This window comes from Armatimonadota bacterium (genome assembly GCA_013314775.1).
Taxonomy (GTDB): domain Bacteria; phylum Armatimonadota; class Zipacnadia; order Zipacnadales; family JABUFB01; genus JABUFB01.
In genome coordinates, this window is record JABUFB010000008.1 from 262,079 (window position 1) to 288,144 (window position 26,066).

Annotated in this window: 19 protein-coding genes; 11 read left to right on the forward strand and 8 right to left on the reverse strand. The window is 63.6% G+C overall.

Going from position 1 to position 26,066, the window contains the following annotated elements; all coding sequences use genetic code 11:
- Positions 1 to 17: 17 nt before the first annotated feature.
- Complete coding sequence (locus tag HPY44_08570; GenBank protein ID NSW56053.1) at positions 18 to 1,493, reverse strand: TrkH family potassium uptake protein; 1,476 nt, start codon at positions 1,491 to 1,493, stop codon at positions 18 to 20.
- A 629-nt stretch (positions 1,494 to 2,122) separates the two neighbouring features.
- On the opposite strand from HPY44_08570, the gene HPY44_08575 reads away from it, so the two are divergent.
- From HPY44_08575 to HPY44_08605, 7 genes are all read left to right on the forward strand, one after another.
- On the forward strand, positions 2,123 to 2,293 hold the full coding sequence (locus HPY44_08575) for a Flp family type IVb pilin (GenBank protein NSW56054.1): 171 nt from the start codon (positions 2,123 to 2,125) through the stop codon (positions 2,291 to 2,293).
- A 99-nt stretch (positions 2,294 to 2,392) separates the two neighbouring features.
- Positions 2,393 to 2,560, forward strand: a complete 168-nt coding sequence (locus HPY44_08580; protein NSW56055.1) for a hypothetical protein — start codon at positions 2,393 to 2,395, stop codon at positions 2,558 to 2,560.
- Positions 2,557 to 3,018, forward strand: coding sequence for a pilus assembly protein (locus HPY44_08585; protein NSW56056.1), 462 nt, complete (start codon positions 2,557 to 2,559; stop codon positions 3,016 to 3,018). Before HPY44_08580 ends, HPY44_08585 begins: the two co-directional genes overlap by 4 nt.
- 36 nt (positions 3,019 to 3,054) lie before the next feature.
- On the forward strand, positions 3,055 to 4,245 hold the full coding sequence (locus HPY44_08590) for a response regulator (GenBank protein ID NSW56057.1): 1,191 nt from the start codon (positions 3,055 to 3,057) through the stop codon (positions 4,243 to 4,245).
- Between the two features lie 59 nt (positions 4,246 to 4,304).
- Positions 4,305 to 5,657 (forward strand): CpaF family protein, encoded by a 1,353-nt coding sequence (locus HPY44_08595; protein NSW56058.1) that lies wholly within the window; start codon positions 4,305 to 4,307, stop codon positions 5,655 to 5,657.
- Positions 5,645 to 6,580: a type II secretion system F family protein gene (locus HPY44_08600; GenBank protein ID NSW56059.1), complete on the forward strand. Its 936-nt coding sequence runs from the start codon at positions 5,645 to 5,647 to the stop codon at positions 6,578 to 6,580. Before HPY44_08595 ends, HPY44_08600 begins: the two co-directional genes overlap by 13 nt.
- A 43-nt stretch (positions 6,581 to 6,623) precedes the next feature.
- Entirely contained in the window at positions 6,624 to 7,550 is a 927-nt protein-coding gene (locus tag HPY44_08605) for a type II secretion system F family protein (GenBank protein NSW56060.1), read from the forward strand.
- Positions 7,551 to 7,770: 220 nt separating this feature from the next.
- Here HPY44_08605 and HPY44_08610 read toward each other — a convergent pair whose 3' ends face one another.
- The 6 genes from HPY44_08610 to HPY44_08635 form a co-directional block, all read right to left on the reverse strand.
- Complete coding sequence (locus HPY44_08610; protein NSW56061.1) at positions 7,771 to 8,715, reverse strand: GNAT family N-acetyltransferase; 945 nt, start codon at positions 8,713 to 8,715, stop codon at positions 7,771 to 7,773.
- 17 nt (positions 8,716 to 8,732) lie between these two features.
- Complete coding sequence (locus HPY44_08615; GenBank protein ID NSW56062.1) at positions 8,733 to 9,431, reverse strand: PIG-L family deacetylase; 699 nt, start codon at positions 9,429 to 9,431, stop codon at positions 8,733 to 8,735.
- 73 nt (positions 9,432 to 9,504) lie between these two features.
- Positions 9,505 to 12,669 (reverse strand): heparinase II/III family protein, encoded by a 3,165-nt coding sequence (locus tag HPY44_08620; protein ID NSW56063.1) that lies wholly within the window; start codon positions 12,667 to 12,669, stop codon positions 9,505 to 9,507.
- A gap of 69 nt (positions 12,670 to 12,738) precedes the next feature.
- On the reverse strand, positions 12,739 to 16,566 hold the full coding sequence (locus HPY44_08625) for a hypothetical protein (protein ID NSW56064.1): 3,828 nt from the start codon (positions 16,564 to 16,566) through the stop codon (positions 12,739 to 12,741).
- Positions 16,567 to 16,994: 428 nt separating this feature from the next.
- Positions 16,995 to 17,534, reverse strand: a complete 540-nt coding sequence (locus HPY44_08630) for a sugar phosphate isomerase/epimerase (protein NSW56065.1) — start codon at positions 17,532 to 17,534, stop codon at positions 16,995 to 16,997.
- Between the two features lie 35 nt (positions 17,535 to 17,569).
- On the reverse strand, positions 17,570 to 18,982 hold the full coding sequence (locus tag HPY44_08635) for an MFS transporter (GenBank protein NSW56066.1): 1,413 nt from the start codon (positions 18,980 to 18,982) through the stop codon (positions 17,570 to 17,572).
- A gap of 179 nt (positions 18,983 to 19,161) precedes the next feature.
- Here HPY44_08635 and HPY44_08640 point away from each other — a divergent pair, with 179 nt between their 5' ends.
- Positions 19,162 to 21,939 carry a right-handed parallel beta-helix repeat-containing protein gene (locus HPY44_08640; protein ID NSW56067.1) on the forward strand — a complete coding sequence of 926 codons (2,778 nt, stop codon included), beginning with the start codon at positions 19,162 to 19,164 and terminating at the stop codon, positions 21,937 to 21,939.
- Between the two features lie 148 nt (positions 21,940 to 22,087).
- Here HPY44_08640 and HPY44_08645 read toward each other — a convergent pair whose 3' ends face one another.
- On the reverse strand, positions 22,088 to 23,077 hold the full coding sequence (locus HPY44_08645; GenBank protein ID NSW56068.1) for a GGDEF domain-containing protein: 990 nt from the start codon (positions 23,075 to 23,077) through the stop codon (positions 22,088 to 22,090).
- An 860-nt stretch (positions 23,078 to 23,937) separates the two neighbouring features.
- Between HPY44_08645 and HPY44_08650 the strand changes: the two genes are divergently transcribed.
- The 3 genes from HPY44_08650 (at position 23,938) to larB (ending at position 26,006) form a co-directional block, all read left to right on the forward strand.
- Positions 23,938 to 24,759, forward strand: a complete 822-nt coding sequence (locus tag HPY44_08650; protein ID NSW56069.1) for a sugar phosphate isomerase/epimerase — start codon at positions 23,938 to 23,940, stop codon at positions 24,757 to 24,759.
- 49 nt (positions 24,760 to 24,808) lie between these two features.
- A complete protein-coding gene (locus HPY44_08655) occupies positions 24,809 to 25,096 on the forward strand; it encodes a hypothetical protein (protein NSW56070.1) in 288 nt (95 codons plus the stop codon).
- Between the two features lie 136 nt (positions 25,097 to 25,232).
- Positions 25,233 to 26,006, forward strand: coding sequence for a nickel pincer cofactor biosynthesis protein LarB (gene larB, locus HPY44_08660; protein NSW56071.1), 774 nt, complete (start codon positions 25,233 to 25,235; stop codon positions 26,004 to 26,006).
- Positions 26,007 to 26,066 lie beyond the last annotated feature (60 nt).

The window sequence follows — 26,066 nt, forward strand, 5'->3', positions numbered from 1 at the left end:
CGTCGCCCATGAGTTTGCTACTGCCAGACGCGCCGCGAGAAAAGCGCCAGCACCGGAAGGATCTCGAGCCTTCCCGCCAGCATCACCACAATGTAGTAAGCCTTGAGCGCCGGGGGGAACGTCGCAAGGTCAGCAGGCGTCAGGAGCGAGGGACCCATGTTGCTCACTGCTGACAGCGACACTGTGATGCTCTCCAGAGCGCCGTGGGGGCTGAACAGAGCGGTGATCACCCCGCCCAGCGCCGTGAGCGCCAGCCAGCAGAAAGCCACCACCACCATCTCGTTGACTTCCTCTTCGGGGATCAGCGCGCCACCGAGGCGGAAGGGCATCACGTAGCGCCGCGGATACGTGCTGCGCTTTACGTGATGCCACGCATACAGGCGCAGCACACGGAACCGCAGGATCTTCAGCCCACCGGATGTGGACCCGACGCATCCCCCGGTCAGCATGAGGAAGAGCAGCGCCTGCAGCCCGGCAGGAAAGTTGAGCCAGTACCTGAAATCCGTGGTGGCCAGACCTGCCCCGCTCAGCAACGACGCAGACTGGAACAGCGCCTTTCTCGGGAGTTCACCGTGACTGAAGGCAGCCTCACCGGTTCTCAGGTACCCTTCGAAGAGAAGCAAGAGCACCGTCCCGGCAAGCATCATCCAGTAGGTCCGCGTCTCCGAGCCGAACAGGGTAGACCGCGGCTGCCCACTCAGGAGCAGGTGGTGGCTAAGGAAGCTGATCCCCGATAGCAGCATGAACACGATCGTCGCGAGTTCGATCCCGTACGCATTGGGGTGTCCGGTCAGCGCGAACTGTCCGAGGTTCGCGTCATGCAGCCCAAATCCGCCCGTGGATACGGTCGACAGCGCATACGCTAGAGAGTTGAACCCCCCGGCACCCAGCAATAGGAGTGCCAGGAAATTGAGCGCGGTCAGGCCGATGTAGATCCGCCACAGGATCAAGATTGTGCCCTTTACTCCCGGCGAGGGGCGCTGAACAAGGGCTTTCGGACCCTCCACCAGCAGCAGTCGGAATGCCTCGCCGCCGGGGAAACTTACGAGCAGGAAAAAGCTAAGTATCCCCAGGCCCCCGAGCCATTGCATCTCAACCCGCCACAGCAGTATCGAGTGCGGGAGATCCTCAATCCCTGTCAGAACTGTGAAGCCGGTGGTTGTGAATCCGCTGGTGGCTTCGAAAGCCGCGTCCACGAATGGTATCTCGCGGCTCAGCCAGACTGGCAATCCTCCTGCCAGCGAGTAGCAGCTCCACCCAAGGACGCAGAGCACCAGCGCCGCACGCCACGACAGGGGCTTCTGGGGAAAACTTCGTTCCAGCAACAAGCCGATCAGGGCGATGACCACCGCCGTGCCGCTGAATGCCCAAAACTCCTCGTTCTCCCCGTACCAGAGTGCGACCAGCGCGGGCAGGCACATGGAAGCTCCCAGGACGAGCAGCAACTCACCAAGGGCATGGGCGCCTTCGCCTAGCACCCGCAGCCTGGACACGCGCGGCCGCAGCTCTGGCCCTAAGGAACGCATCTGCGAGCGACTTATGTGGCGGATAGATCGAGGATTCACGCGTTCATTGTAGCACAGCACGGGATTGCGCTGCACTCATGACATCACTCACGGGCGCGTTTCAGTTCTGCAGACTGCGCGTCATCTACCGCTGTCCCGGGCTTCTCTGGACCTCCCGGGATCAGCTGTTGTCACTGTTTGGCGTGCGCGCAGCCGGCCGAGCGAATTGAAAGAGTGCTGGCATTGCGCTGGTGCTCATTTCGCCTCACAGCCGCGAAGCGGGCGGCAGCTTATAGCCACGGCTGGAGTGGAGCGAGGCGGAACGGAACCCATCGAATTGGTCCACCTCCGATCTCGTGAGCCTCCGAGGGAGGCGACAGAAATCAGGTAACCGTGGCGTCTCTTTTCGTTACCGGATATGCCGTCAGAAAAAGCCGAAGCCCCGGCTTGACCGAAGTCACCTGTTTTCGCGACACATAATCACTCATCGGTGGCGCAGGCGTTACACCGTCGTCACTGCCGAAAGGTAAAGGCTTCTCACCCACATGTCGATACTCGACCTGACAGCAGACACACCCGTGTTCACGGATGAACGACCAAACATGGAGGTGCGACAAATGTTCGGAGCGATTCGGCGGTTGTGGAATGACGAGGACGGGCTGACCACGGTGGAGTACGCCTTGATGCTGGTGCTCATCGTGATCGTCGGCATCACGGCGTGGGGTAGCCTCGGCGGCAGCGTGAGTGACAAGGTGGAGGAAGTCAACACCACCATCAGCGGTTCCTGACGCTCGCCGGTTGTGCTCGAGCACAACCACCCAGACTCGTTGCGCGCGAGGGTCACGTCTCACGACCCTCGCGCCCGACTCCACATGGAGGATGGATGAGTGGCCTGGATCACCTGGCTCTGGAACGACGAGCAAGGGGCCGTCACCACTGAAACAGCTCTCATGCTGGTCGCCGTCTGCCTGGCGACGTACCTGGCCTGCAGCACTCTCGGGCAGATAACGCGCAGCATGGTCGAGAACTCCACAGAGGAGGCGTTCGGGCAGTGACTGACGCAAGGCGGCGGGAGTACGGAGCTTACACAGTCGAGCTTGCGCTGGTCATCCCGGTGCTGATGGCCTTCATTCTGGGCATACTCGAGGCGGGTAACATCATCCATCACTCGGTGAGCATCGCACACGCCTCCCAGGAGGCGGTGCGCAGACTGGCGATCGGCGACACCGTGGACGGTGCCCGCGCGGTCCTGCTGGACCAACTAGGCAACCCTTGCTGCAGCACCGTGAACATTGAGGCCGAATATCGCCGCAGGCAAGGAAACGGCCTTACAGCCTGGGCGCCGCTGCCCGAAAATGAGTCAGGGAACACTGCGCCCATCGGTTCTCAGATCCGCGTGACTGTCACGCGCAGGCACGTGCTTCTGTTCGGCGTCCTTTTTGGCCGGCTTGCCGGCGGCGCAGGACAGCCAGCGATCGACCTTGTCGTTTCACGCACCACCAACCGGGAGTAGCGGGACGCGAATGGGAAGAAACGCAGCCCGCCGAAAATGATCCGAGTACTGATCACCGAGATAGCGCCCGGCCTCGCAGAAGGTATCCGGGCTGCGCTGGCAACAGTGGACGACGTACATGTTACGGGGTACGCTCGCGACGGCCTTGAGGCCGTCCAGATGGCCGTCACCACTCGTCCCGAGATACTCCTCCTGCATGATCATCTCCCGGGCCTGTCGGGGCCCTCGGCCTGCGAACTGATCTCCCTCGTTGCTCCCGGCGTGGCCTGCGCACTGCTGTGTGACGACTCCAGCGAACAGACCTTGCGCAGAGCCATGCGCGCCGGTGCCAGGGCGGTAATCACCCCCGCCACGTCGCCACAGCAGCTTGCCCAGATAATTGCGGACCTCAAGACGCTGCCTGCGCGGAGACGGGACCCTGAGTACCGCATGGCACTCGACCCTGACGCCATGCCTCAGACGATCGCCCTCCTTTCGCCACGGGATGGTGCCGGCAAGTCCACGCTGGCGGCAAATCTCGGTGCAGCGCTCCTGTCCCACGCTCCCGACAAGGTGGTCCTCGTCGACCTCTCGGGACAGTTCGGCAGCCTTGCGCTTCTGCTCAACTCAAAACCCGCGGGAAATGTACTGGACCTGGCCGGTTACGCGATGGAGATGGACCTGGACCTGGTGGAGACCTTTCTCTTCAGCCACCCCTCTGGGCTAAAGCTCCTCGCCGGCGCAGCGCGCCCTGACCCCGCCTGGATGGACATCCTTTCCGTCAACTTCATCGCCGCTCTGCTCGGCATTCTGCGTCGCAGGTACCGCTACATCATCTGCGATCTTCCTGCTACCGTCTGGCCGGGATCACTTTACGCCGCCAGCCGAGCGCAGTTGGCTCTCTGCGTGGGAAGCCTGTGGAGCATCACCGAACTCAATGCACTGGCCGAAATGATCGACGCGTTCGTGCCCCATTTTGTTACCGACGAGTCCTTCCGTCTCGTGCTCAATCGCGCGGCAAACCAGGATGCCTTTGACGAGGCCGCGCTGCGCAAGGCCACTCGGAAGAAAATCTGGCACTCAGTCCCCAATGACTCTCAGACTGTGCACGCAGCCGCGAACGACGGAGTGCCCGCGGTGCTTGCGAAGCCGTCATCACCCTTTTCACGGAGCATCACCCAGCTGGCCGATAAGATCGTCGAGGAGGCGCGGGCACGGGTTCCCGCACCTGAAGAGACCGGCGCCTGAACCCGTCGACAGACCCGCCTAGCACATCCCACTCACAGTCACGAAAGGCAGGCCCCGACATGGCTGCGAACCCCGAAGCAGCGTGGGACAATGAATACCTTGCCAAGAGCAACCGGGCTCTCGCAGCCCAGTTGCTTCGTCTTCAGACTCAGGTGCACGAGCGACTACTCGCGGAGACGGACCTGCAGGACCTGCAACGCATGACTCGTGAGCAGCTTCTCGAACGCGTCGGCATCATTACCAGCGAAGCCGCTCGGACTTCCCGCTTCACCCTCACCGCGCGCATGCGGCAGCAGGTCTTGTCCGAGGTCTACAACGAAGTGCGCGGGTTCGGCCCAATTCAGGCCCTCCTTGACGATGACGGGATCACCGAGGTTATGGTGAACGGTCCCCGCGCAATATTCGTGGAGCGCAACGGCAAGGTCGAGGAAGTGGAGCGCCAGTTCGTCGACGACCTTCACGTGATGCGCATCCTAAACAAGATCATCGCGCCTCTGGGCAGACGCCTGGACGAGTCCATGCCCATGGTTGATGCCCGACTGCCGGATGGCTCCCGGGTCAATGCCATTATCCCGCCGGTCTCGGTCACCGGGCCCTGCGTCACTATCCGCAAGTTCTCCCGCGAGCCTTTCAGCGTGGACAACCTCATCTCTCTCGGCACCCTCACCGAACCCATGCGGGAGTTCCTCCGCGCCTGCGTCGAAGCGCGCCTGAATATCCTGGTTGCAGGCGGCACCGGAAGCGGGAAAACCACAACACTCAACGTGCTGTCCTCCATGATTCCCGCGGGGGAACGTATCGTCACCATCGAAGATGCCGCAGAACTGCGTCTGCAGCAGCGCCACGTCATCACCCTGGAATCTCGCCCGCCCAATCTCGAGGGCCGTGGTGAGATCACCATCCGCCAGCTTGTGAGGAACGCCCTGCGTATGCGCCCGGACCGCATCATCATCGGCGAGGTGCGCGGCGGCGAAGCACTGGATATGCTTCAAGCCATGAACACGGGGCATGACGGCAGCCTCAGCACCTGCCACGCCAACTCACCCCGCGATGTTCTCTCACGCCTGGAGACCATGACGCTGATGTCGGGAGCCGAACTGCCTTCCCGCGCGATTCGCGAGCAGATCGCGGCGGCAATCGACCTCATCGTCCAGCAAGCTCGTCTCCGCGACGGCTCTCGCAGAATTACGCATATTACCGAAGTCCAGCATATGGAATCCGACCGGATCGTAACCCAGGACCTCTACAAGTTCGAGCAGGAAGGCGTGGATATGGCCGGTCGCGTAGTGGGGAAGTTTGTCTTCACCGGACTTCGCCCGCTCTTCGCCGACAAGCTTGCGGCTCAGGGCGTCCGCCTGCCCACCGACCTGCAGCAGGCATGGATGGGAGCGAGGAAAGCATGCCCCCAGTAGCCATCATCGCGGCCGCAACACTCCTCACCGGGGTCGCAATCGCCGCGCTGATCATGGCCTTCTCGTCCGCGCGAAGGCAGGAATCCGGCGACGAGCCTGTGGCCGTTGAGCCTGCTCCGCAACCCCACGTCCGTCCGGGAGACGCCTCGCCCATCATCACCGGCACTCTCCAGCGCATGGGCGTCAACCGCCGTCTTCAGTGGATGCTGCTGCAGGCCGGCTTGCTCCTGCGCCCTTCCGAGCTTGTCGCGCTCATGCTTGGATGCGCCGGGGCAGGCTTCGTCATCGGCATGGTGGTGAGACAGCTGCTCGGAGCCATAGTACTGGCCCTCGTCGGGCTGATGATCCCCTGGTTCTATGTGAGCATCCGCATCAGCGCACGGCGCAGGTCTCTGGGGAACCAGCTTGCCGAGGCCCTCTCAATGATGGCCTCCTCTTTGCGCTCCGGCTACTCCTTCCTGCGCGCAATGCAGGTGGTCTGCGACGAAATGGATCCGCCAATCTCTGAAGAGTTCGGGCGATTGCTGGATGAGTTGAATGTCGGCGTGTCGCAGGAAGATGCCCTCAAGCACCTGCATGAGCGCTGCCCCACACCGGACGTGGAACTGGTAGTCACCGCATGCCAGATCCAGGCAAATGTCGGCGGCAATCTCGCCGAGATTCTCGAGACCGCTGCTGAGATGATACGCGAGCGCGTGCGTCTTCACGGCGAGATCAACGCCCTGACTGCCGAAGGACGCCTGTCGGCAGGGATTCTGGCGGCCTTGCCCGTATTCCTGGCACTCGTGGTGGACCGGCTAAGTCCCGGTTACCTGCAACCACTCTTCTCCACAAAGCCGGGGCTAATAATGTTCGGCGGCGCATCCGTCGCGATGCTGGCTGGGCTCGCCCTGATCAAGAAGATGCTGAATATTCAGATATAAGGGCCGAGTGGGGAAATCCAGGTCTCGCGGAGGCTGATGCAGTGTGCTACTGATCCTCATCGCTGGGCTGGTCTTCGTTGCCGCAGCCTTCGCCGCCATGGCCGCAGTCATGGAGAGCCAGTCTCGCACAATGTCCAACCGTTTCGCTCAGTTGGCGGCAGGGGTCGCGGTGGACGAGGTGCCGGAAGCGGTCCGCGGCAGCTTCCGTGAACGTGTCCTGTCCCCGCTGTTCCAGCGTCTCAATGCCTTCGCCCTGCGACTGACACCGAAGGCATCGGCGAAAGCGATGGCCTTGCGCCTGGGGCGCGCCGGGCAGCCGTGGGGTCTGAATCCCGGCACGTGGACCCTGGTTCAGGGAGCTGGACTTGTTGTGGGGATCGCAGGTTGTCTGGTGGTCCTCAAGACCACTCATTTGGACCCGCCACTGCGTATCGCCGTCGGGCTGGCGATCGCCGGGGTCGGGCTGATCGCCCCCGGTCACATTCTCGACAGCCAGGCGAAGGCCCGACAGTCTGTGATTCGCAGGGCCCTGCCGGATGTCATCGATCTTCTCGTGGTGAGCGTGGAGGCTGGACTTGGTCTGGATGCCAGCGTTCAAGAAGTCATCGCACGGCGCAAGGGGCCGCTGCTGGACGAGTTCGCGCGGGTACTTGCCGAAATTCGCGTTGGCAAGACGCGACGTGCAGCCTGGCAGGAGATGGCCACACGGGTAGACATTCTGGAGCTGAAAGTCTTCGTGGCAGCGTTGATTCAGGCGGAAGAGTTGGGCTCCAGCATCGCAGGGGTGATGCGCGGTCAGGCGGACGCCTTGCGTACACGAAGGAGTCTCGCCGTGCGGGAAGTGGCAGCGATGCTCCCTGTGAAGATGCTGTTTCCGTTGGTCTTCTTCATCTTTCCGGGGATCTTCGTGGTCATTCTCGGCCCTGGCGTCGTGAACATCATGGACACCTTCGGCCGCATTGGGTTCTGACCAGTCGGATTGAGGCCCGTGCCTTCCGCTGTCTGCCGTATGCAGCGCGCGGGCCCCTACCGCGCCGGCCGTTAGTCTTCTGGTCGCGTACTGTGGGCACCTGTGGCCCGCCTTTGGCCGTTGCCTTCAAGCCCCGCAGGGGCGACAGCCTTTTGCCTTCAGCGTGAGCCGGTGGACCTGCTGCGAAAGAGAGCGGGCCGGGGTGAAGCCCCCCGTTCCCTCACCTCAGTTCGCGCCTGAGAATGGCGAATCGTCGCGTCACCTTGAAGCCGAACCGGTTGTACACTTTCCTGGCGGTGTCCTCGCTGGTCCACAGAACCCATGCGTTGTGGTGTCCGGCGCGCCGCATTGCTTCCAGGCATTTTGCCAGCAGCACCGTTCCGATCCCCCGGCCCTGGAAATCGTCGCGCACGCCGAAGGGGCCGAAATGCTCGCCTTCATACTGGCAGTAGCCGATGACCTCCCCATTCATCTCCGCCACCGTGAACTGGTCGTAACTCGCGTGCCCGCGAGATGCATCGATCAGAAGCTCTCGGGCATGGCGCACCCAATCGCCCGGCATATGCTCCTGCAGCATAGCCATGAGCGCTGGGATGCGGCTCGGGTCGAGGGCGCCGATCCGGATGCCCGCCGCTGCCAGCTCTGGTTCGCGGGTCAGGTGCGCGGCCGTGTCCAGCAGTACGATATTTGCGTCCATGCTGATTGCATCGGCAACCTGCACGAATTCCCGCGCCAGCAGAAAACGCAGGCCATCGGAATACCCGTCCAGATCGACTCCGGGCACGAAGTAGTTGGGCGCATAGGGTGCGATGCTCACCTGACTGCACCCCGTTTCCCGGCACAGCTGCGTTGCCCGCTCGAGCAGCGCCGATCCGAGCCCCTTGCCCCGCTGGGCCGGACGCACTCCCATGGCGGTGATCCATGCCCTACCGGATTCCAGCCCCACCCCTTCCAGCGCGACGCGGCGCATCACCAGGAGACAAAACCCTGTGACGTCCCCGATCCCGCCAGTTACCAGCAGTCGCGACGGGTCGAAATTCGGGTCCAGCAGCACTTTGCGCCGGAATGTCGCGATATCGATCGGATCCAACGGCAGCGCCGCATTCCAGGCCGCAACCAGCGACGCTTCGTCCTCGCAACTGTACGGGCGCACCCCAGGGGGCATCGGACTCACTCTCTTTCTCAGAGCGTCTCGCGGGTCACGAAAATGTCCTTTTCATCGATGGCAAAGGCCTGAGCGTGGGCCACGCGCAGGCCGATTCCATGCAGCCGCGTGCGGGCTTGGTACCAGTCCCAGTAGGGGTATCTGCCTTCCCCGCGGCCGATTGCGAAACACCGGAACACTTCCGCCCAGGCGTCCATCTCCGCACTCACATCCACGTACACGTAGGGCCGGAAGCCCTCCGTGTCTTCCCAGTTGTCCGCGTAGTACGCCCGCGGGCAGCGCGTAGCGGGCAGACCGTCCAGGTCGAAGTGCCGGATGGCAGCGAGAAACACCGCGCGCCGCGTCAATTCGTGGGCTGCTTCGTGATCCCGGTGGATGCTTCGGCTCCAGTGGGTGATGATGACGCTGGGTCGAAGCACTCTGAGAATTCGCGCGATTTCCCGCGCCGTCTCCTCATCCGCATCAAGTTCGCCGTCCTTGCAGTCAAGGAAATGCGCCTGTGCCCCGATGACTTCCGCCGCCGCCAGCGCCTCTTCCCTCTTCTGCGCCCCGTATTCCCCAACGCAGAGCGTCGCGTGCCCCTTCTCGCCCAGCGTCAAGTGCACGAGATGCGCATCCCAGCCGGCCCGGACATGTCTGATGAGCGTTGCTCCCGCCGAAAACTCCATATCCGCCGCATGCGCACCAATCGCCACGATGCAGGGCCTGTCAGTCATCTCATCTCTCCTCGCGATGGGCGCGTGTCCTGCTGCCGAGGGTGTGACAGGCAATTCTGCCTGTCCGGAACTGTCACTCACCCACCACATCCGCCTCAACCCGCACCACTTCCAGCGTATCCCCCACCCCGTACTGCCAGATATTCGCCATTCTGCCCAGGAATGCCCGTTCGAGGGTCTCCCGGTCGGCGCCTTCAACGAACACCCGCGTCTCCGATCCCGACTTGCGCCAGGTCCCGCATACCTTCAGGCTTGCATCCCCCTCGCCAAGCCTGCTTCCCGCGAAATACAGGTGCCTGCTCTCAATTAGGTTTCCCTCATTGTCAACGCCGCCCGTGGACAGCGTGAAATGGGCGCCCACCTCCAGCCTCCCATCCTCCACCGCCGTCACCGGGCCCTTTGCGAGCAGCGCCGACGTGTCCAGCGTCAGCCACAGCCGGTCGCCTTCGCGCGCCGTCGCTACCACCCGGAACATCGCCGTCCTCCACTCATTGAAGATGCGCACTGCTCTCCCGGGCTCACAGATGGCCTCCAGCGCTTCGGAGTACGGGATTGCCACCCTCTGCGCGGGGCAGTCGGTGGCCACGAGCTCCGCATGGGCGTAGCCGGGGCCCTGCCCCGGAGCCCAGTGCCCTGCCTGCACGTCGCGCCGGATCTCGCCGTTCACAGTTGAGATGACGCGGATGCCGTGCTCCCGGTGGGCAGTGGTCAGGCTCGGTCCGGCCGGAGTGCCGATGCACACCCGATCGCTGCCTCCCTCGTAGCTGACCTCGATCTCCAGCGGGTCCTGCGAAATGACCCGCACGCCTGTCACCGTGGGCGCATCTCCCTGGTAGGCATCGAGTACCGTCAGGAACAGGGATCTCTCCGTGATCTCGGCCGTTCTGCGCAGGAATACGTAGTCCAGTCCCCAGTCCTGGGGCCGCGCAGGAGAGCGTCCCGTGCCCATAATCGCCTCCAGCGGCCCTCCCAGCGGGATCACATGCACGTTGAGCCGGTCCCTCTCGGCCATCCCGTAGTCCCACGTCCAGACCGCCGGCCCATCCAATCGCGCCCGGCGTATATTGCGCACGAAGCTCGGGAAGTTCACCCACTCCCGGCCCCACCGGTCCTTGTACCTGGCGAACTGCGCCACATCCGGTCCCGCCAGCGTTCCCGTCTCCTGAACCTTCCAGTCGAGGTCCGGCGCTTTCGGCGACACCAGCGGACCGTGCCAGCTCTGGTCTCGCTGATCCCCGCCGTTTACCGCGAACAGGTCCACCACATAGAACCGCTTGGGGTCGATGTCCACCAGCAAGACCGTACGCTCATACAGGTCCACACCTGGAGCGGCCGCCTTGCTCAGGCCCGCCTCCGTCGGGTACGGGTTGTGATGCGCTACAATCGCGTGCACGCCGCTCTCGGACACGAACAGCGAGGACTCATTGCCCACGCGCTGGCGGGTATCCGCCTGGGTCTCCCCCACGCTCACCGTATTGTGAGCCATGATATTGGCATCCCATTCCCAGCGGTAATCCCAACCGAATGGGTAGCCAAGATCAGGCAGCAAGTCGATCCCGCGGGCGAAGAACTCCAGATTGAGATTGTCCTGCTGCCGGTGTCCCGGTGTGGCCGCGTAGTTGAGCACCACCGCGCGGCGATTGTCGCCCTCACCGCTTTCCAGGATTCCCACGCCGTAGTCATCCAGCAGGCGTGAGCGCCGCACAATCTGCCCCGAATCGCCCGCAATCGCTGCCTCGAGTGCCTCCGCCGGGTACTCTTCGAACAACTCCCCCGCGATCATCGTTCCGTTCGGTCGGGTGCTCGCCCGGGCGTACTTCGGGTCGCCGAAGCGCTCGAAGGCGTACAGGTTGGGCGCTCCCACATACGAATAGTAGTCAGGCTTCACGCGCCTGGGCACGAGCCTGCCCGCGCAATCACCGATGGAGGGGATGAAGGTGTCCATCACCATGACGTCGATGAAGTAATCGAACATCGCCCGGGCCTTTGCTTCGGCGAAGATGTCCGGGTACCGCTCCACCGGCAGAAGATCCGGATGCAGCCCACGCGCCTGTTCCATAAGCCGCGCCACGCGGATGAAGTCGAACTTGATTGCATTGTAGTTCGGGCTCTCATGCCCGCCTCCGTCCCTGTAAAGCCCGTTCGCCAGTATGTATGCAGCCCGTCCCTCTCCGTGGTACGTATACTCCAGCATGTCCAGGGAGTTCGGGCTGGGCCCGGTGTAGTCATCCAGCACCAGCGCGATGGTCATCGCCAGCGCCTGGTGGTGCCCCTCGTTACCGTGAATGTCACCGTTGAGCAGTCCTACGGCTGCAGCCTTGAGAATGTACCTCTCGATATACCTCCGCAGGTCGTCGGCATTCTCCACCGGGAGGCCCTTGCTACGCACGAACTCAATCAGCGCTTCATCCTGCCCCAGGTAGTCATAGATGGCGTCGTACGCCAGTACCGCCGCCTCGGTGCAGAAGGTCTCCCAGATGAGGTCGGTGATCATCCCGCCTGTTTTCCAGGTGTAATGCGGGTGCCGGCCGCCGTAGGGCGCCAGGTACAACCTGTCCTTGCGGTCATCGTGATTGGGGTACTCCGACGCAAGCCGTGCCAGCAGCACCCCGCACTTGTGGGCATACTGCGTATCTCCCGTAAGCAACCACGCTTGCGAGAGCGCCCGCAGGCAGGGGATCGTCACCGCGCAGTACGCCGCATGGGCATACTCCCGCAGCATGTAGAATCGCCGGCCCTTATGCAGGATCCCGTTCCCGTCGTCGGGGAACTCGCCCGAGGTCATGTCCCCGTTCACCCAGTCATTGCTGGGGTACCATTCCTTTCCCAGCGCGCACTGGATTTGGTACGGGTGCCGGATCGGGTCTATGCGCCATGGGTGGAAGGCATTGATCTTCCGCACTTCCGTGCCGTGAATGGGGCACTCCGCCATGGTTTCGTGCGTCGAAACCCTCGGCAGACGCGTCGTCGGCTGCAAGAGCCACATGAACTCATCGCTCTGGGCGGCGTACTCTTTCGCCGAGACATACTCGCGCCCGATGATGTAAGTCTGCGGCTCACCGTTCATGATTCGGGCGAGTTGCGCCTTCGCCCAGTCATGTTTCTCCACATTCTCCCGCCCGATGGCGATCCGCTCGGGCGTATAGAACGTCTGGCTGCTCTTGGCATGCGCCACGGGAGACGGGGCCAGGACTATCCCTCCCAGCAGACTCAGCGCGATCAGGTTTCGTGCATGCATGCAACTGCCTCCTTGGGGGGCGGCAATCATCCGTTGCTTGCGTCCGCTTTGCGGTGCAGGGCCGCAACCTCACTTCGGCCTCACCCAGTCCACATCCAGCACCGTGCCCGCAGGTGCGTTCGCAGGTTCGATGTCCAGGCGCAGCTGCACGATGTTCCCAGACCACAGCGGGTGGTCAGACAGGTCCCACTCCACCTCATGCCACCGGCCGTCAGCCGGCACCTGCACGGCCATCTCCTTATCCGGCCCCCAAGCCGGGGATGTGTTGGATCGCCAGAAAAGGCCGACGGCATTGCCCGCGGTCATGCGAACCCGGGCTGTCAGTCGCTTGAAAGTGCGCGCGGGGATCGCCGAAGGACCGCTGACACAGTACGGATCGGGCCCTGTGCTGGTAACCCGCAGCGCGCCGTCACGCTGGAACACCGTGCAGGCGTGGGCCTCCGTCCAGCCCTGGGTGTCCTCATCGAACTCCCACACATCCCGTTCCTGTGGAGCTGCGAGCTCCTGTCGTTCGAACCCCGAGGCCGTCACATCCAGGTTCCCCTCCGCGTCCGTCTGCACGCCGATGCTCACGATGCCCAGCGCCTGGTTCCAGTGCCAGCCGATGCTGCCCGCGGGAAGGTCGTCCACTCTCGCGAGTGCGGTCCCGGCGGACGTCACAAGTGCCCCATCGCCGGGCCTGACCGGTGCCACGCTCAGGTAGACGGTTCGCGACGGGAAATACTTGCCCCGAATGCGCAGATCACTGCCCTCGGCGGATGCCCGAATGTCGCACGGCGCGGTCACGTGCAGGCGTCCTGCGCCGGTCTCCACCGGCTGCGAGCGCAGGCCTGGGTCCATTCCGTGCAGCGCGAAAACGTTGAGCACGATGTCCTCAGGGTTGATGTACACCGGGTTTCGGTGTGTGAACCACTGGCCGTAGCTGTCTGGATAGGTGCCCGTAAGTTCGCCGCTGTCCCAGGGCCACTGCTGGTGGGTAGCGCTGGAAGTCATTCCGTCCACCTGCAGACGCCATAGAGGATTGTCATCGAACCGCATGAGTTCCACGAGCCCGTAGGCATACACCAGCCCGCACCATTGCACAGGAAGGCCGATCCAGGTGTGGGTGTAGAAGGTGCTGCCGAAGACGGGGATGCTCGCGTACCGCATCCCGGGCCGCTTTCCGTCATCCCAGACATACTGGAACGGCAGGCCAGTGCGGGCCCAGAACCGGGCGTCCTCCAGATACTGCGGATCGCCGGTCGCCTGGTATGCCCACACGCAGGCGCGCAAGGCGTACGCTGAAGCCAGCACGTCCGGCTCCAGAATAGGGCACTCCCAGCCCTGTGCACCACGGGGCACGTTCAACTCCCTCAGGCGCTTCAGGCCCTTCTCCATAGCCGCAGTAACTACCGGGTCACCGGAAATCGCCGCGTACTTCGCCAGGGTGTACACATTCCGTCCGACGATCCCCGATGTCTGCGTGCCTGGCTCGCCCAGCATCTTCTGGTCGCCGCTTGGATAGTACCCCCAGCCGCCATTCTCCTCCTGGTCTCCCAGCGCCTGATAGGCCTGGTCGCGCATGCCCGCATACGATCCCGGTAGGTGGCCCCAGTGATACGGGAACTCCCAGCCCATGATGTGACAACCAGCGCGACTCGCAAGCCCCTTCTCACCCTCCTGCTGGATGGTCTGGTTGCCCACCAGGTTCACTGCGTCCATGACCTTCCGCCGGTCCTCCCCCTCCGCCACCCCGAGGGCGTCCGTGAGCAGAAGCGTGGCATATCCGGGCGAGTTGAACGAGCTCCAGCCCACCACGTGCCGCATCTTGTTGGTCTCCGCATCCCAGACGCTCTTCAGGAACCCGTGGCGACACAGAGCCACCTCCTCCTCGAAGCTCCGGGCCCACGCCTCGGCTGGCGGGTAGCCGATCAGTTCGTCGAACCACTCGTACGCCGTGGTCGCGTCCGGCTTCGGCACGCCCGCCACGATAATCTGGCTCAGCCTCCAGGGCTTACCGGGCTCCAGCGCCACCGGCTCCGCGGCGAAGCGCTCGTGCTCCGGCACGAAGTCCGGCACGGAGGGCAGGAAAAGCTGCATGAAGTGATTATCCTGGTGGTTGAGGAAGTCCGGCGACGCAAAAGCTGCGCCTGGAGCGATGTTGTCGCCATCCCACTTCTGAGTGGCATCCCACGCGATTCCCAGAACCGGGCCGCCATCGCGGGTTTCGACCATCATCAAAGGCACGGTTATTTTGAACTTGTGGGGAGTCCAGCGCTTGTTCAGCGGTGGGGCCAAATCCCGGGTGCTGGAGCTCCTCTCTTCCGCATAGAGATACTCCAGCCCGGGGAAGATAGCGATCCCCTTGTCTGCTCCAGTCGACCGGTCGCCCGCATGCACCGCTGGGCCACGGAAGGCCGCCAACTTTACAGGGCGCAGCGCGTCCAGTTCCGCATCCACCCGGATGCCCGGCCGATCATCAGACAGCCGCGCGGACAGCTTGCAGGCGATCCCCGCATTGAGCGTGGTCTCGGCGTCGAACCCCGCGCCGTCCTCATCCGTATCCGGCGTCACCATGTGGAATGCCGGCGCCTCCTGCTCTCCGGCGGCCAGCACGAACTCCACCCAGGGGCAAACGCTCCCCGCAAGCTCCCACTTGTCATCTGCCCAGACGTATGCCAGTGCGCCAAGGCCTGTGGCTTCCTTGTTCACCACGAACCGGCAGAAGGGGTTCTCGATCATCAGGTATGGCGCGCCAAGTTCGGTCACCCGGGCTTTTTCCGGCCGCCCCGCCGGCAGTTCAGGCAGAGCCGGCCAAAGGCGGGTCAGGTTCGTCCACGACTGGCTTGCGGTCTGATCGCCCAGCCGGACCGTCACCTGCATGCGGCTAACGTCGGCCAACTCGAACTCGATTTCCCCCGTCTCACCCGCCGCAACCCGCTCAATGGGCTTTGTGGCCCCGTTGCAGGTCACCGTCGCACCATGTTCCGGAACAACTGCGCCGCGGCCGGTGTTCGGCACCGCTACCTTGATCCTCATCGGTTCGCCTTCGAAATTCACTGCCCGGGTCGGCCCGGCGCTGATCGTCCCCAGCATCGGCTGCCAGCTTCCACCCCAGGCTTCGAGAGCTCCCGCGTCTTCCGCTTCCCAGCGCCACCGCACGCAGTCTGGTGATTTCCCGAAGTCAAACTGCAGAGAAGCATAGCCGCCCTCAGCGGAGATCGTGGACAGGTCGGCGCTTGCCGCCGCCTTCGCTACGGGGTTCCCGGCCGCATCAAGGCCCTCCACGGTCACAGTGCCGCCCGGTTTCTCGGCTCGCACGATGAGCACCCCGCTGACCCCGACCACTTCCGCGCCCTGCTCCAGCACGCGGTCATCCACGGACACCAGCATCGGATCCCCGAACATGGCCCAGTCGTAGCTTGAATTGTTCGCCTCGCCCGGATGGGTCCTTAGCGAAAGCGTAACTGGTCCCGGCGCGGCCAGGTCCACGGGTGACACGACCGCCTTCCAGGCGCTCTCTTTCAGGGTGATGTCCACCAGCGTCTGAGCGCCCAGGCCCACCTGGAACCGGACCCCATCCGGCGGGTTTTTCTCATCATCCCAGTTGAACCCGTCGGAGATCCCCACGTAGCCCAGGAGGAACAGCCGTTGGCCCTCTGCCGGATCGACCTTCACCGGCGGGTAATTTGCCACCGAAAACTCCGCATTCTGCGGATGTAGGAACACCGCGTTCATCCCCACACCGCCGGCTCTCCCCGGCTTACGCAATGCGCAGGACATCGAGTTCTCAATGGTGGCTGTTTCGAAAGCATCTACCCCGCTCCACAATAGCTCAGCAACCCGGGTCTCGGCCGCCTGGCAACCCACCAGCACTACGAGGCAGAGCACAATTGTGAGCACGGCGTATCCCTGCATAACTGTCCACCCTCTTTCGGACTGTAATGGGTTACTGTTGGCCGTTGCTGCCCCTCAATCCTCCGCCCGCAACAGATGAGGCCACGAAAGCGCCATCGCGGTTCGCGGCCAGTAGTGTACCCCCCATGGTTCGCACTGCTTTTCGAAGCAGTGTTCGTGGTCAGGCGCACGGGGCGGGGCCTGGTGTGGCATCCATCGCGACAACTCCACGGGCCCTGGGAGGACCGAGGCGCCGTCTGCTTCGGGCCGGGCCCCGGCGCATACTTGAGGCAGGTCGCCGAGACCCGCCCGGTAAACGCCGGGCAACCAACGACCATCAGGGGGCAAGAGTTCTTCAGCCCGCCGCGTCACCGATGACCAGCAGCACTCTGTCGATGGTCAGCTCTGCCGCTCGCGATCGAGTGATGTTGGGGGCTTGTACCGTCTTCTCACCAACGCTCCACACCCGCCTGCTCAAATGCCCGACGCAGATTGCGATAACACTTTTCCGCCCCCAACAGCCGGCCCACGCGTTCCGAGCGATCGCCTGCCTCAGTACAGTGGGCCTCACCCGCCAGCACAAACCCTTCTTCCTCCGCAACTGCCCCGTACTGATCGAGTTGCTCCGCCATCCTGTCTTTGATCGTCTCCCAATCCGCCGCGTGCCCGGCGAATCCCACCGCCGGCACGGGCTCCATCCCAGCACCCAGGGCGCGCGCCGGCTGCCCACAGACCCGCAACCGTTCCACGGTCTCCCCCATTCCCTTCCGGTCTTCGTGATGAAGATGGCCCGTGATGATCAGCGCGGGGACTCCCAGGCCGTTATCCTCGAGGCACGCCGCCAGTTGCTTTCTCCGCACCGGGGCTATCTGCTCCAGGGTGGCCACGACATACCGGTTGCTGATGCAGATCTCCACGTCGTCATATCCGATGCGCCCGAGTTCGCCGAAGGCACGCTCAAGCGCCACCGCAGGCGTTGGGTGGTTCACTTAGGCCGCCTTGATACCAGGCAATTCCTTTCGGTTCACGCGGTCTGTGGCTGCTCCAGGTCCGCCTCGGTCATGTCCTCAGCCCTGGGCCGCGGTCGGGCAGGCAGGAAGACTGCCACCAGCGCGGTGGTTACCCCGAGGATCCCCAGGGCCACCCAGAAGCTTGCCGTGAGACTCCAGGTATCCGACACCCACCCGTACATAACCGGCGCAAAGCTCACCAGTGACGAGACCATCATGAGGAACGCGATATTGCGTCTTATCTGCGACTTTGGAGAACAGGCAACGGGGTAGTTCACATAATAGACGCCGAAAAGTTCGCCTGCGCCGTTGATTCCGAAGGCGAGCATGAACCAGTTGCCGGACACCAGAAGAACCCATAGCACGCCGAGAATCTGCAGCGCTGCGGTGACCAGCAGCGGAACCTTCGGATTGGTCCGCGTCAGTAGCCAGCCCAGGAGGAACCCCGCCAGCATTTTGAAGCCGAATCGAAGAGCAAGCTGGTAACCCACGAGAGTGTCGGGGTCAACGCCAAGTTTCTCCCGGGTCACCAGGCTCATGTTGTTCTGCACCATGTTCCCGCAGTAGATGAGCAGGTATGCGATGCACGCGAACAGGAGTACCCGGTAGCCGATGATTTGTTTGAATCCACCCAGTACTGCGACCTTGAACGGTTCGCGCTCAGCATCCCGCACCGGCATCGGGAAGCGGTACAGCTGCGCGAGGTAGGCCCCGAAGGCCATGATCGGCAGGCTGGCGCCGAACAGGAGCGCGAAGTTGTACGGGTACTGAATCTCCGACAGAACCGGCGGGCTCCAGCCGAACAGGTTGCCGTCCAGAATCAGTTGTGCTCCCAATGACCCCGCTACCGCAAAGCCCGGGCCCCATCCGAACGCCAGCGCAAGGGCCTTGCCCCGCCTGTGCTCCGACACCCCGCGGCCAAAGCACTCCCAGTTGAAGGTGAATGCAGCCCCGTTCGCACAGCCGAGAACTCCGGCGTGGATCACCAGCGACCAGACGATGATTTCCGGCGGTGCCCCCACCAGCAGCACGATGGCTACCCCGGCGCCCATCAGAGCGCAGACCAGGTAGGACACGCTGATTGTTGTCTTCAGCAGCCGCGTCTGAGGCACCAGCCAGGCGATGAACACCGGGAACCATGCCATCGCCAGGTACACGCTGCTGGGCAGGTTCGCCATGGCGTCTGAGGTCTCAAGACGCTTGCACAGCGATGCCTGGACGAAGCCCACGTAGAGCACCGGCGCGGCCAGGTAGATGAGCGACACCAGGGCCGCGTAGATCAGCCCATTGCGGTCCTGGGTTGCCACATCCAGGTGCACGTCACTCGCATCGTCCGGATAGGGCGCCGGGTCCTGCGGCCGCACCGCCTCCAGACTCTCCTGCGCTTCCGATGTCTCGTCCCGGTTGGAGTTGCCGCGTTCAGCCACGAGTTATCTCCCCTGTGCTCAAACGGTTTGGGTGTTTCCCCCCACGCACTGACCCGCAGTCTGGGGAAGTTCAATCTGCGGAGAAGCGAGACCTCCAGCCGGGTAGAGGAAGGTGCGCGGCGTCTCCTCGGCCAACATGTCTGGGCGAGCCACCATAGCGGCTGCCCGGAGGAGGTCTTATGCGATTTTTCCCGCTTCTTCTCATTGTCGCCAGCTCAGCCATGCCCGCCGTCTCGGCGGATGTGGCTTTGTTCGTGTCGCCCACGGGAAATGATGCCTGGTCAGGATATCTGGCGACCCCCAACGCCGCGCATACCGACGGCCCCGTTGCCTCATTGCGGGCCGCGCTCGATCGTATTGTCGACCTGAAAGCGAAGGGTGGCGCTGACGGTCCCATCACGATCACCGTTGCGGATGGAATCTACCCTCTGGACCGGCCACTGACCTTCACTCCACACCACGGCGGCAGCGCTACCGCGCCCTTGGTTATCCAGGCGGCCCCGGGAGCCGCTCCAGCGTTCGAGGGAGGTCGTGAGATCACCGGCTTCCGCGTCACTGAGGACGGACTCTGGACGGCCCAGGTGCCCGATCTGGACGGCAAGGCGTGGCGTTTTGAGCAGCTCTGGGTCAACGGTCGCCGCGCGGTCCGGGCCCGTACACCCAATGCTCGAGTCTTTCACGACCTCGCCGACCCTGCCTTCGAGGCCCGTTTCCCCACCTCCCTCGCCGTGCCGGACTACTTCTACGCCGCCCGCAAAGTGAACTACGCAGCCGACCCGGTCACCGGCGAGTTGGCCAACCTTTCCAGACGCGCGTTCATCGCCCGCGAGGAAGACATCCGGCCACTGCTCGACCTTTCCCCGGACGAGACTTCCGACGTTGCGGTCGTCGCCTACCACGCTTGGACCAACAGCCTCCACCGCCTGCAGACCGTCGATGGCGGGTCGCACATGGTCATCACTTCAGGCCCCGACACCTACGCCTTCCATTACTGGGGCTACGGGCAGCGCTACCACCTTGAGAACTTCCGCGCTGCCCTTGACCAACCCGGTGAGTGGTTCCTGGATCGCGCCGGCACACTGCTTTACAAACCCCTGCCGGGCGAGTCGCCAGCCACTGCGCGAGTGGTGGCGCCTGTCATCGATAGTTTCGCATCATTCACCGGTGACGCTGCGGCCGGGATCCCCATCGAGTACATCGCTTTGCGTGGCATCGCCTTCCGCTACGCCGGCTACACCATGCCACCCAATGGCTTCGCGGACACCCAGGCGGCCGCCTCGATCCCAGCCACCGTCATGCTGGACGGCGCGCGGAACGTAACCTTCGAGAACTGTGAGATCGCCCACACGGGCATCGCAGGCATCTGGTTCCGTAAGGGCTGCACGGATTGTCGCCTTGAGCGCTCTCACCTGTACGACCTGGGGGCAAGCGGAGTGCGCATCGGTGAGACTGCGATACGGCCCGATGCCTCAGAGCACACTTCCCGCATCGTGGTGGACAACAACATCATCCGCGCCGGCAGCCGGATATTCACATCCGGCGTGGGCGTCTGGATCGGCCAGACAGCCAACAATCAGATAACCCACAACGAGATTGCCGACTTTTTCTACAGCGGGGTTTCTGCGGGCTGGCGATGGGGATACGGTCCGACCCTCAACCGCGACAACACCATCGATTTCAACCACATCCACCATCTCGGCTGGGGCGTCATGAGCGACATGGGCGGCGTGTACACCCTCGGAACCGCCGATGGCTCAACCGTCAGCAACAACGTCATCCACGATGTTCAGTCCTATGACCGCTACGGCTGGGGCGGGCTCGGTCTGTACAACGACGAAGGCTCTACGCATTTCACCATGGAGAACAACCTGGTCTACGGGTGCAAGGACGCGGGTTACCACCAGCATTACGGCAAGGAGAACCTGATCCGCAACAACATCCTGTACTGCCAGGACGACTACCAGGTCTCCCGGGCTCGCGTAGAAGAGCACGTGTCCTTCACCTTCGAGAACAACATTGTCTACTGGAAGACCGGGAAGCTTTTCTGGGGCAACTGGAAGGACGACCGGGTCATCTTGCGGAGCAACGTCTACTGGTATGCCGGGGCCGGCACAGCGGACTTCGTGGGGATGACTTTCGAGGACTGGCAGAGGTCCGGCAAGGATGCCGGCTCAGTCATGGCCGACCCGCTCTTCGTGGACCCGGAAAACGGTGATTTCACTCTGAAGCCGGAGTCGCCGGCGCTTGCGCTTGGCTTCAAACCCTTCGACTACGGCCGAGCTGGGCTGTACGGCGATCCGGCGTGGAAGTCCCTGCCCGCTCGGATACACTATCCACCAGTACCCCCGCGTCCCGAACCACCTCCTGCTCCCCCGACCGTCATCGACGACAGTTTCGAGACCACACCCGTTGGGGCGCCCCCGGCAGATGCCCACGCCAGTCTCGGCGGAGCCGGCGCGGCGATTGCGGTCACCGAGGAAGAGGCGGCCACAGGCAAGCGCTCGCTGAAGCTTGTGGACGCCGAAGGGCTGGACCACGACTTCAACCCCTACTTCTTCTATTCTCCGCGCTATCGGGAGGGAATGGCTGAGTGCTCTTTCAGCATCCGCATCCAGCCCCAGACCCGCTTCTGGCATGAATGGCGAGACAGCGCGAACCCTTACCAGGTGGGGCCAAGCCTGAACATTGTCGCGGGGGAGCTGGCCGCCGGGAACCAGAAACTGATGGAAGTCCCCGCTGGGCAATGGGTGGGGATCCGCATCCGGGCAGGCCTCGGTGAACGCTGTGACGGGCTTTGGAGCGTGGAGGTGAGCATCCCCGGCGCGGAGCCGAGGCTGTTCGAGGGCCTGAAGAACGGCAGCGCCGGGTGGAAAACCCTCGACTGGATTGGGTTCGTGAGCAACGCGCAGGTGGCCACAACGCTCTACCTCGACGACATCCGGGCATACCGGGAGTGACAGCGTAACGCTGCGGGCAGCCCGGCCGTCCGTCTCCAGCCGTCTGCCGGACGGGGCCTCGTACCGGGTTGCCCGCCTCCGGTCAAAATGCCGCAGCCGCTGGCTGTCCGCCTTCAGTCGCGTGGGGCGGGGTCTCGCCCGCCTCCGTTTACAGGAACACGAAAGCGCCCTTCGCCCCGGCAGCACGTGCGTTCTCTAACGCCGCGCCCGCCTGTTGGAACAACTCCGGCCCGCTTGAGCCCTCGAAAGTCCACCCGCTCACACCTGTTCGACATTCAATGTCGTCGGGCAGGTCCGGATCCTGCCGCAGGCGGTCCAACACTCGTGAGACTGCAATGAACGCGCTGCGCTGGCTGGTGACGGGCAAGAGCAGCGCAAAGCGGCCGTCGGGCATGCGCGCGGCGGAATCCGCAGTCCTCAGGCTCTGGCGCAGTACCCTCCCCACAGCAGCCAGTTCCTGATCAGTCAGGCACCCCGGCAGGCGGTCAGCGCCCATGCGCATTTCCATGAGCACCAGCGAAAACTCCACCGGGTACACCTGTGCGCGTTCGACCTCCACTCCCACCCGAAGTTCGAACTCTTCCGGCGTCCACAGGCCTGTCAGTGGGTCCACCATCTGCTTCCGTGCCAGGCGCTCGAGACTGAGGATCGCGTATCCGGCCGCGGCCCTCAGCACCGCCTGCACGCGCCGCCTGTCCATATCGTCCCCAGTCAGGTCCGTCGGTACAGCGCGGAGCAGCCCATAGGCCGAGCCGTTGGCGGTGAGCCGCACCTGGTCATAGCCGTCTGTCCGCAGTCGTCCTAACGCGGCCCCGGGACTTGCCCATCGGCAGACGAACTGAACCTGGGTTCCATCCGCTCGCAGGCAGGAATCGCTGCTCAAGCTCTCTCTCATTTGCTCGAGCAGCGCGCGCAGTTCGGCGTCATCCGCGGGCTTTGAGCCGTAGACGAAACCTTCCGACGGCTGATGCGCGCCGGTGACAGCCCAGACATACCCAGTATCAGCGCCCAGCGCCCTGTCACAGGCCTCCAGTACGTCCAAAGGCGATCCGGCGGAAGCCAGTGCTTCGTGCAGAGAAGCCTGGGCCCCTGGGGCTGCGGCCACAAGCTCGGGAGATGCCCTGTGTATATCCAGCATTCGAGCCCACCTCGGTCAGTGGTCTTTTCACTGCTGGGTGCATCGGACCCGGCGACAGGAACCTTGACCGCCCCGGACCCCCTTTGCGTCGGTGTTTCCCGGCCGTTTACAGCCGCGATTGTGCGGCCTTTGCATAGCTGCGTCGGTGCGTCTGCCGGCAGCGCCGAGGTATTGACGTTTAGGACGGAATGGTGCAATCTAACACTGGTACGCTCCCAGCATCCGGGCATACTGGAGGCAGTCGGAAGCCTTGTCAGACGACACCGTCATCTGCACCGAATGCGGCAAGGAAGTCCCCGCTGACGCCCCCGTCTGTGCCGAATGCGGTGCCCGGGGCTTCCACGGTAGACCCGTCCGGAGCAAGCGCCGCAAGGGCGATGAGCCGGCTGATACACGGGTCGCGCCGCTTGCCGAGGCTCTCAGTTCCGTGCCCCGCGCCCGCCGCACGACGCGGGAAGGATCCCACCGCCGGCGCAAGGACCGCCGGACAAGCCAATCCGCGCCGGCTTCGCGCTCGCGTCGCCTGCCATCGGTCCACAGCGCCGCTTCAGCCCCAAGATCAATTCCCGTTCCGAACGACGTGGAGGCCCCGGACTCCGGGCGTCGGCTCGCCAGACGCAAGATATATCGCTACGACAAGACGGACCGCAAGAAGAGCCGCCTAAGCCCGGAACTCAAGGCCATCGGGCTGGTGATCGTCGTTGGCCTGATCATGGTCCTCATGTGTCGCAATGTCCCCACGGAAGCCTGCCCCGCCGAGGCGAGAGACCCGTCGACGGTCTCCTGCGCCGACGCGCAGGGCTCAGTCCGCGCACACCAACCGGCATCCATCGAGATCCGGACTGCAGGAGGTCGCGACGATGCTCAAGTCAATCAGTTACTGGTCGTTCCCGGCAGATATGACCGTGGAGCAGCGCATGCGAGCGGCGAAAGACGCTGGATTCCAGGCCATTGAGTTGACCCTCGAGGCTCAGGGCGAAATCTGCGCCGAGACCCCGGCAGACAACATACGACGCATCAAGGACCTGGCCGTCGCGATTGGCATTGAGACCCCCACTTTCGCAACAGGTCTGGGCTGGGCACACCCCGCCGTGGGTGTGGACGATGCTGCGGGGGCCAAAGGGCTTGAGATCACCCGCAAGCAGCTCGAGTTCGCCGAGATACTCGGCGCCTCTACCATTCTGACTGTGCCCTGCACCGTCTCGCCCGAGCTCGAGTATGATGTGGCGTATGACCGGACCATCGAAGTGTTTTCCGGCCCTATTGCGGACGAAGCTGCTGCGCGAGGTGTCTATATCGGCCTGGAGATCGTCTGGAACAAGTTCCTGTACAGCCCGGTGGAGTTCCGCAACATCATCGACGCCATCAACAAGCCCTTCGTGGGCGCCTACTTCGACGTGGGCAATGTGGTCTCGTTTGGCTACCCCGACCAGTGGATCAAGATACTCGGCGAGCGCATCAAAGCCGTCCACTTCAAGGACTTCAAGCTCGCAATCGGCAATATCCAGGGCTTCGTGGACCTGCTCGAAGGCGACGTGCCGTGGGACCGCGTCATGGCCGCATTCAAGCAGATTGGCTACGACGGCCCCGCCACCGCCGAGATGATGCCGCCGTACAACCACTTCCCCCTGCAGCTCGTGAAGGCTACCAGTCTTGCCATGGATGAGATACTCTCGTTGTAGAGCGTCAGGCCGTCCGTAACCCAATCCACAATCAGGAGGGGAGACTGCGATGCCCAGGTACGAATACCACGTAGTTGCGAAGGCGGATCGGGCACCCATCACCATGCTCAATGAGCGCCTGGAAGCCATGGCTCTTGAGGGGTGGGAGCCCATCCTGATGAGCGGCGAGAACGCCGTGAACATACTGATGCGCAGGCCGACCCAGGAAGCCGCCGCCCAGCAAGCCAGGCCCCCACAGGCCGCGCAGCCTGCCCAACAGCAGGCCCCGAGGCCACAGGCTCCGGCTCAGCCAGGTGCGACTGCGCCAAGACCGCCCCAGGCCGGCGGACAACAATAGCCGCGAGGGCCACAGGCCACCCGTTCGAGTGCGTCCTACGGTCGGCCCGCAGCGCGCAGAAAACGGCGTTGCGGGCCGGCAAGCCGTATTCCGGCCGGCTTCCCTGCCGGTTGATCTTGCATGCGAGATGTGATCCATGGACCAGCGACGCCTCAGGGATATGCTCACCCAACTCGCGGAAGGCCAAGTGTCGGTGGATGACGCGATGGAGCGCCTGCGCCACTTGCCCTTCGAGGACCTGGACTACGCGAAGGTGGACCACCACCGCGCCCTGCGTACCGGGTTCCCCGAGGTAGTTTTCTGCCAGAGCAAGACGCCGCAACAGATCGTAGGCATCTTCCGGGCGCTCAGCGGCAGCGCCGACGTGATCCTGGGCACTCGCGCCGACCATGAGAAGTATGAAGCGGTCGCCTGCGAGTTCCCTCACGCTATCTACCACGAGGCCGCCCGCATCATCCAGATCGGCGAGCCGGAAGTCGACTGCTGCGCCGGTCCCTGCCTGGTCTTGTCTGCAGGCACTTCCGATATCGCAGTGGCCGACGAGGCCGCTATCGTGGCCGGTTGCGCGGGATGCACCGTGGAACGTATCCATGATGTGGGCGTGGCAGGCCTGCACCGCCTCCTTGAGCATCGGGAACGTCTCTTGGCCGCGCGGGTTATCATCGTCGTTGCGGGTATGGAGGGCGCCCTTGCCAGTGTGGTCGGTGGTCTGGTATCACAACCCGTGATTGCGGTGCCCACAAGCGTCGGCTACGGGGCCAGCTTCGGGGGCGTCGCAGCCCTGCTGGCCATGCTCAACACATGCTCTGCCGGCGTGGTAGTCGTGAACATCGACAACGGCTTTGGCGCCGGGTATTTCGCGGCAATGCTCTGCCGACAGATCGCGGCCGCCGCGCGCCAGGGCGCTTGATAGCGGAGCGCACGCCTGGCAATCGTAATAGCTGCCATCGTCGAACCACAGGTGATCGCC

Excerpts from the sequence above, each read along its gene's own strand:
- HPY44_08595 (NSW56058.1), top strand. The coding sequence starts at position 4,305 with ATGGCTGCGAACCCCGAAGCAGCGTGGGACAATGAATACCTTGCCAAG.
- HPY44_08600 (NSW56059.1), top strand. The coding sequence starts at position 5,645 with ATGCCCCCAGTAGCCATCATCGCGGCCGCAACACTCCTCACCGGGGTC.
- HPY44_08655 (NSW56070.1), top strand. The coding sequence starts at position 24,809 with ATGCCCAGGTACGAATACCACGTAGTTGCGAAGGCGGATCGGGCACCC.
- HPY44_08620 (NSW56063.1), bottom strand. The coding sequence starts at position 12,669 with ATGCATGCACGAAACCTGATCGCGCTGAGTCTGCTGGGAGGGATAGTC.
- HPY44_08610 (NSW56061.1), bottom strand. The coding sequence starts at position 8,715 with ATGCCCCCTGGGGTGCGCCCGTACAGTTGCGAGGACGAAGCGTCGCTG.
- larB (NSW56071.1), top strand. The coding sequence starts at position 25,233 with ATGGACCAGCGACGCCTCAGGGATATGCTCACCCAACTCGCGGAAGGC.
- HPY44_08625 (NSW56064.1), bottom strand. The coding sequence starts at position 16,566 with ATGCAGGGATACGCCGTGCTCACAATTGTGCTCTGCCTCGTAGTGCTG.
- HPY44_08590 (NSW56057.1), top strand. The coding sequence starts at position 3,055 with ATGATCCGAGTACTGATCACCGAGATAGCGCCCGGCCTCGCAGAAGGT.
- HPY44_08615 (NSW56062.1), bottom strand. The coding sequence starts at position 9,431 with ATGACTGACAGGCCCTGCATCGTGGCGATTGGTGCGCATGCGGCGGAT.
- HPY44_08650 (NSW56069.1), top strand. The coding sequence starts at position 23,938 with ATGCTCAAGTCAATCAGTTACTGGTCGTTCCCGGCAGATATGACCGTG.
- HPY44_08575 (NSW56054.1), top strand. The coding sequence starts at position 2,123 with ATGTTCGGAGCGATTCGGCGGTTGTGGAATGACGAGGACGGGCTGACC.
- HPY44_08640 (NSW56067.1), top strand. The coding sequence starts at position 19,162 with ATGCGATTTTTCCCGCTTCTTCTCATTGTCGCCAGCTCAGCCATGCCC.
- HPY44_08645 (NSW56068.1), bottom strand. The coding sequence starts at position 23,077 with ATGCTGGATATACACAGGGCATCTCCCGAGCTTGTGGCCGCAGCCCCA.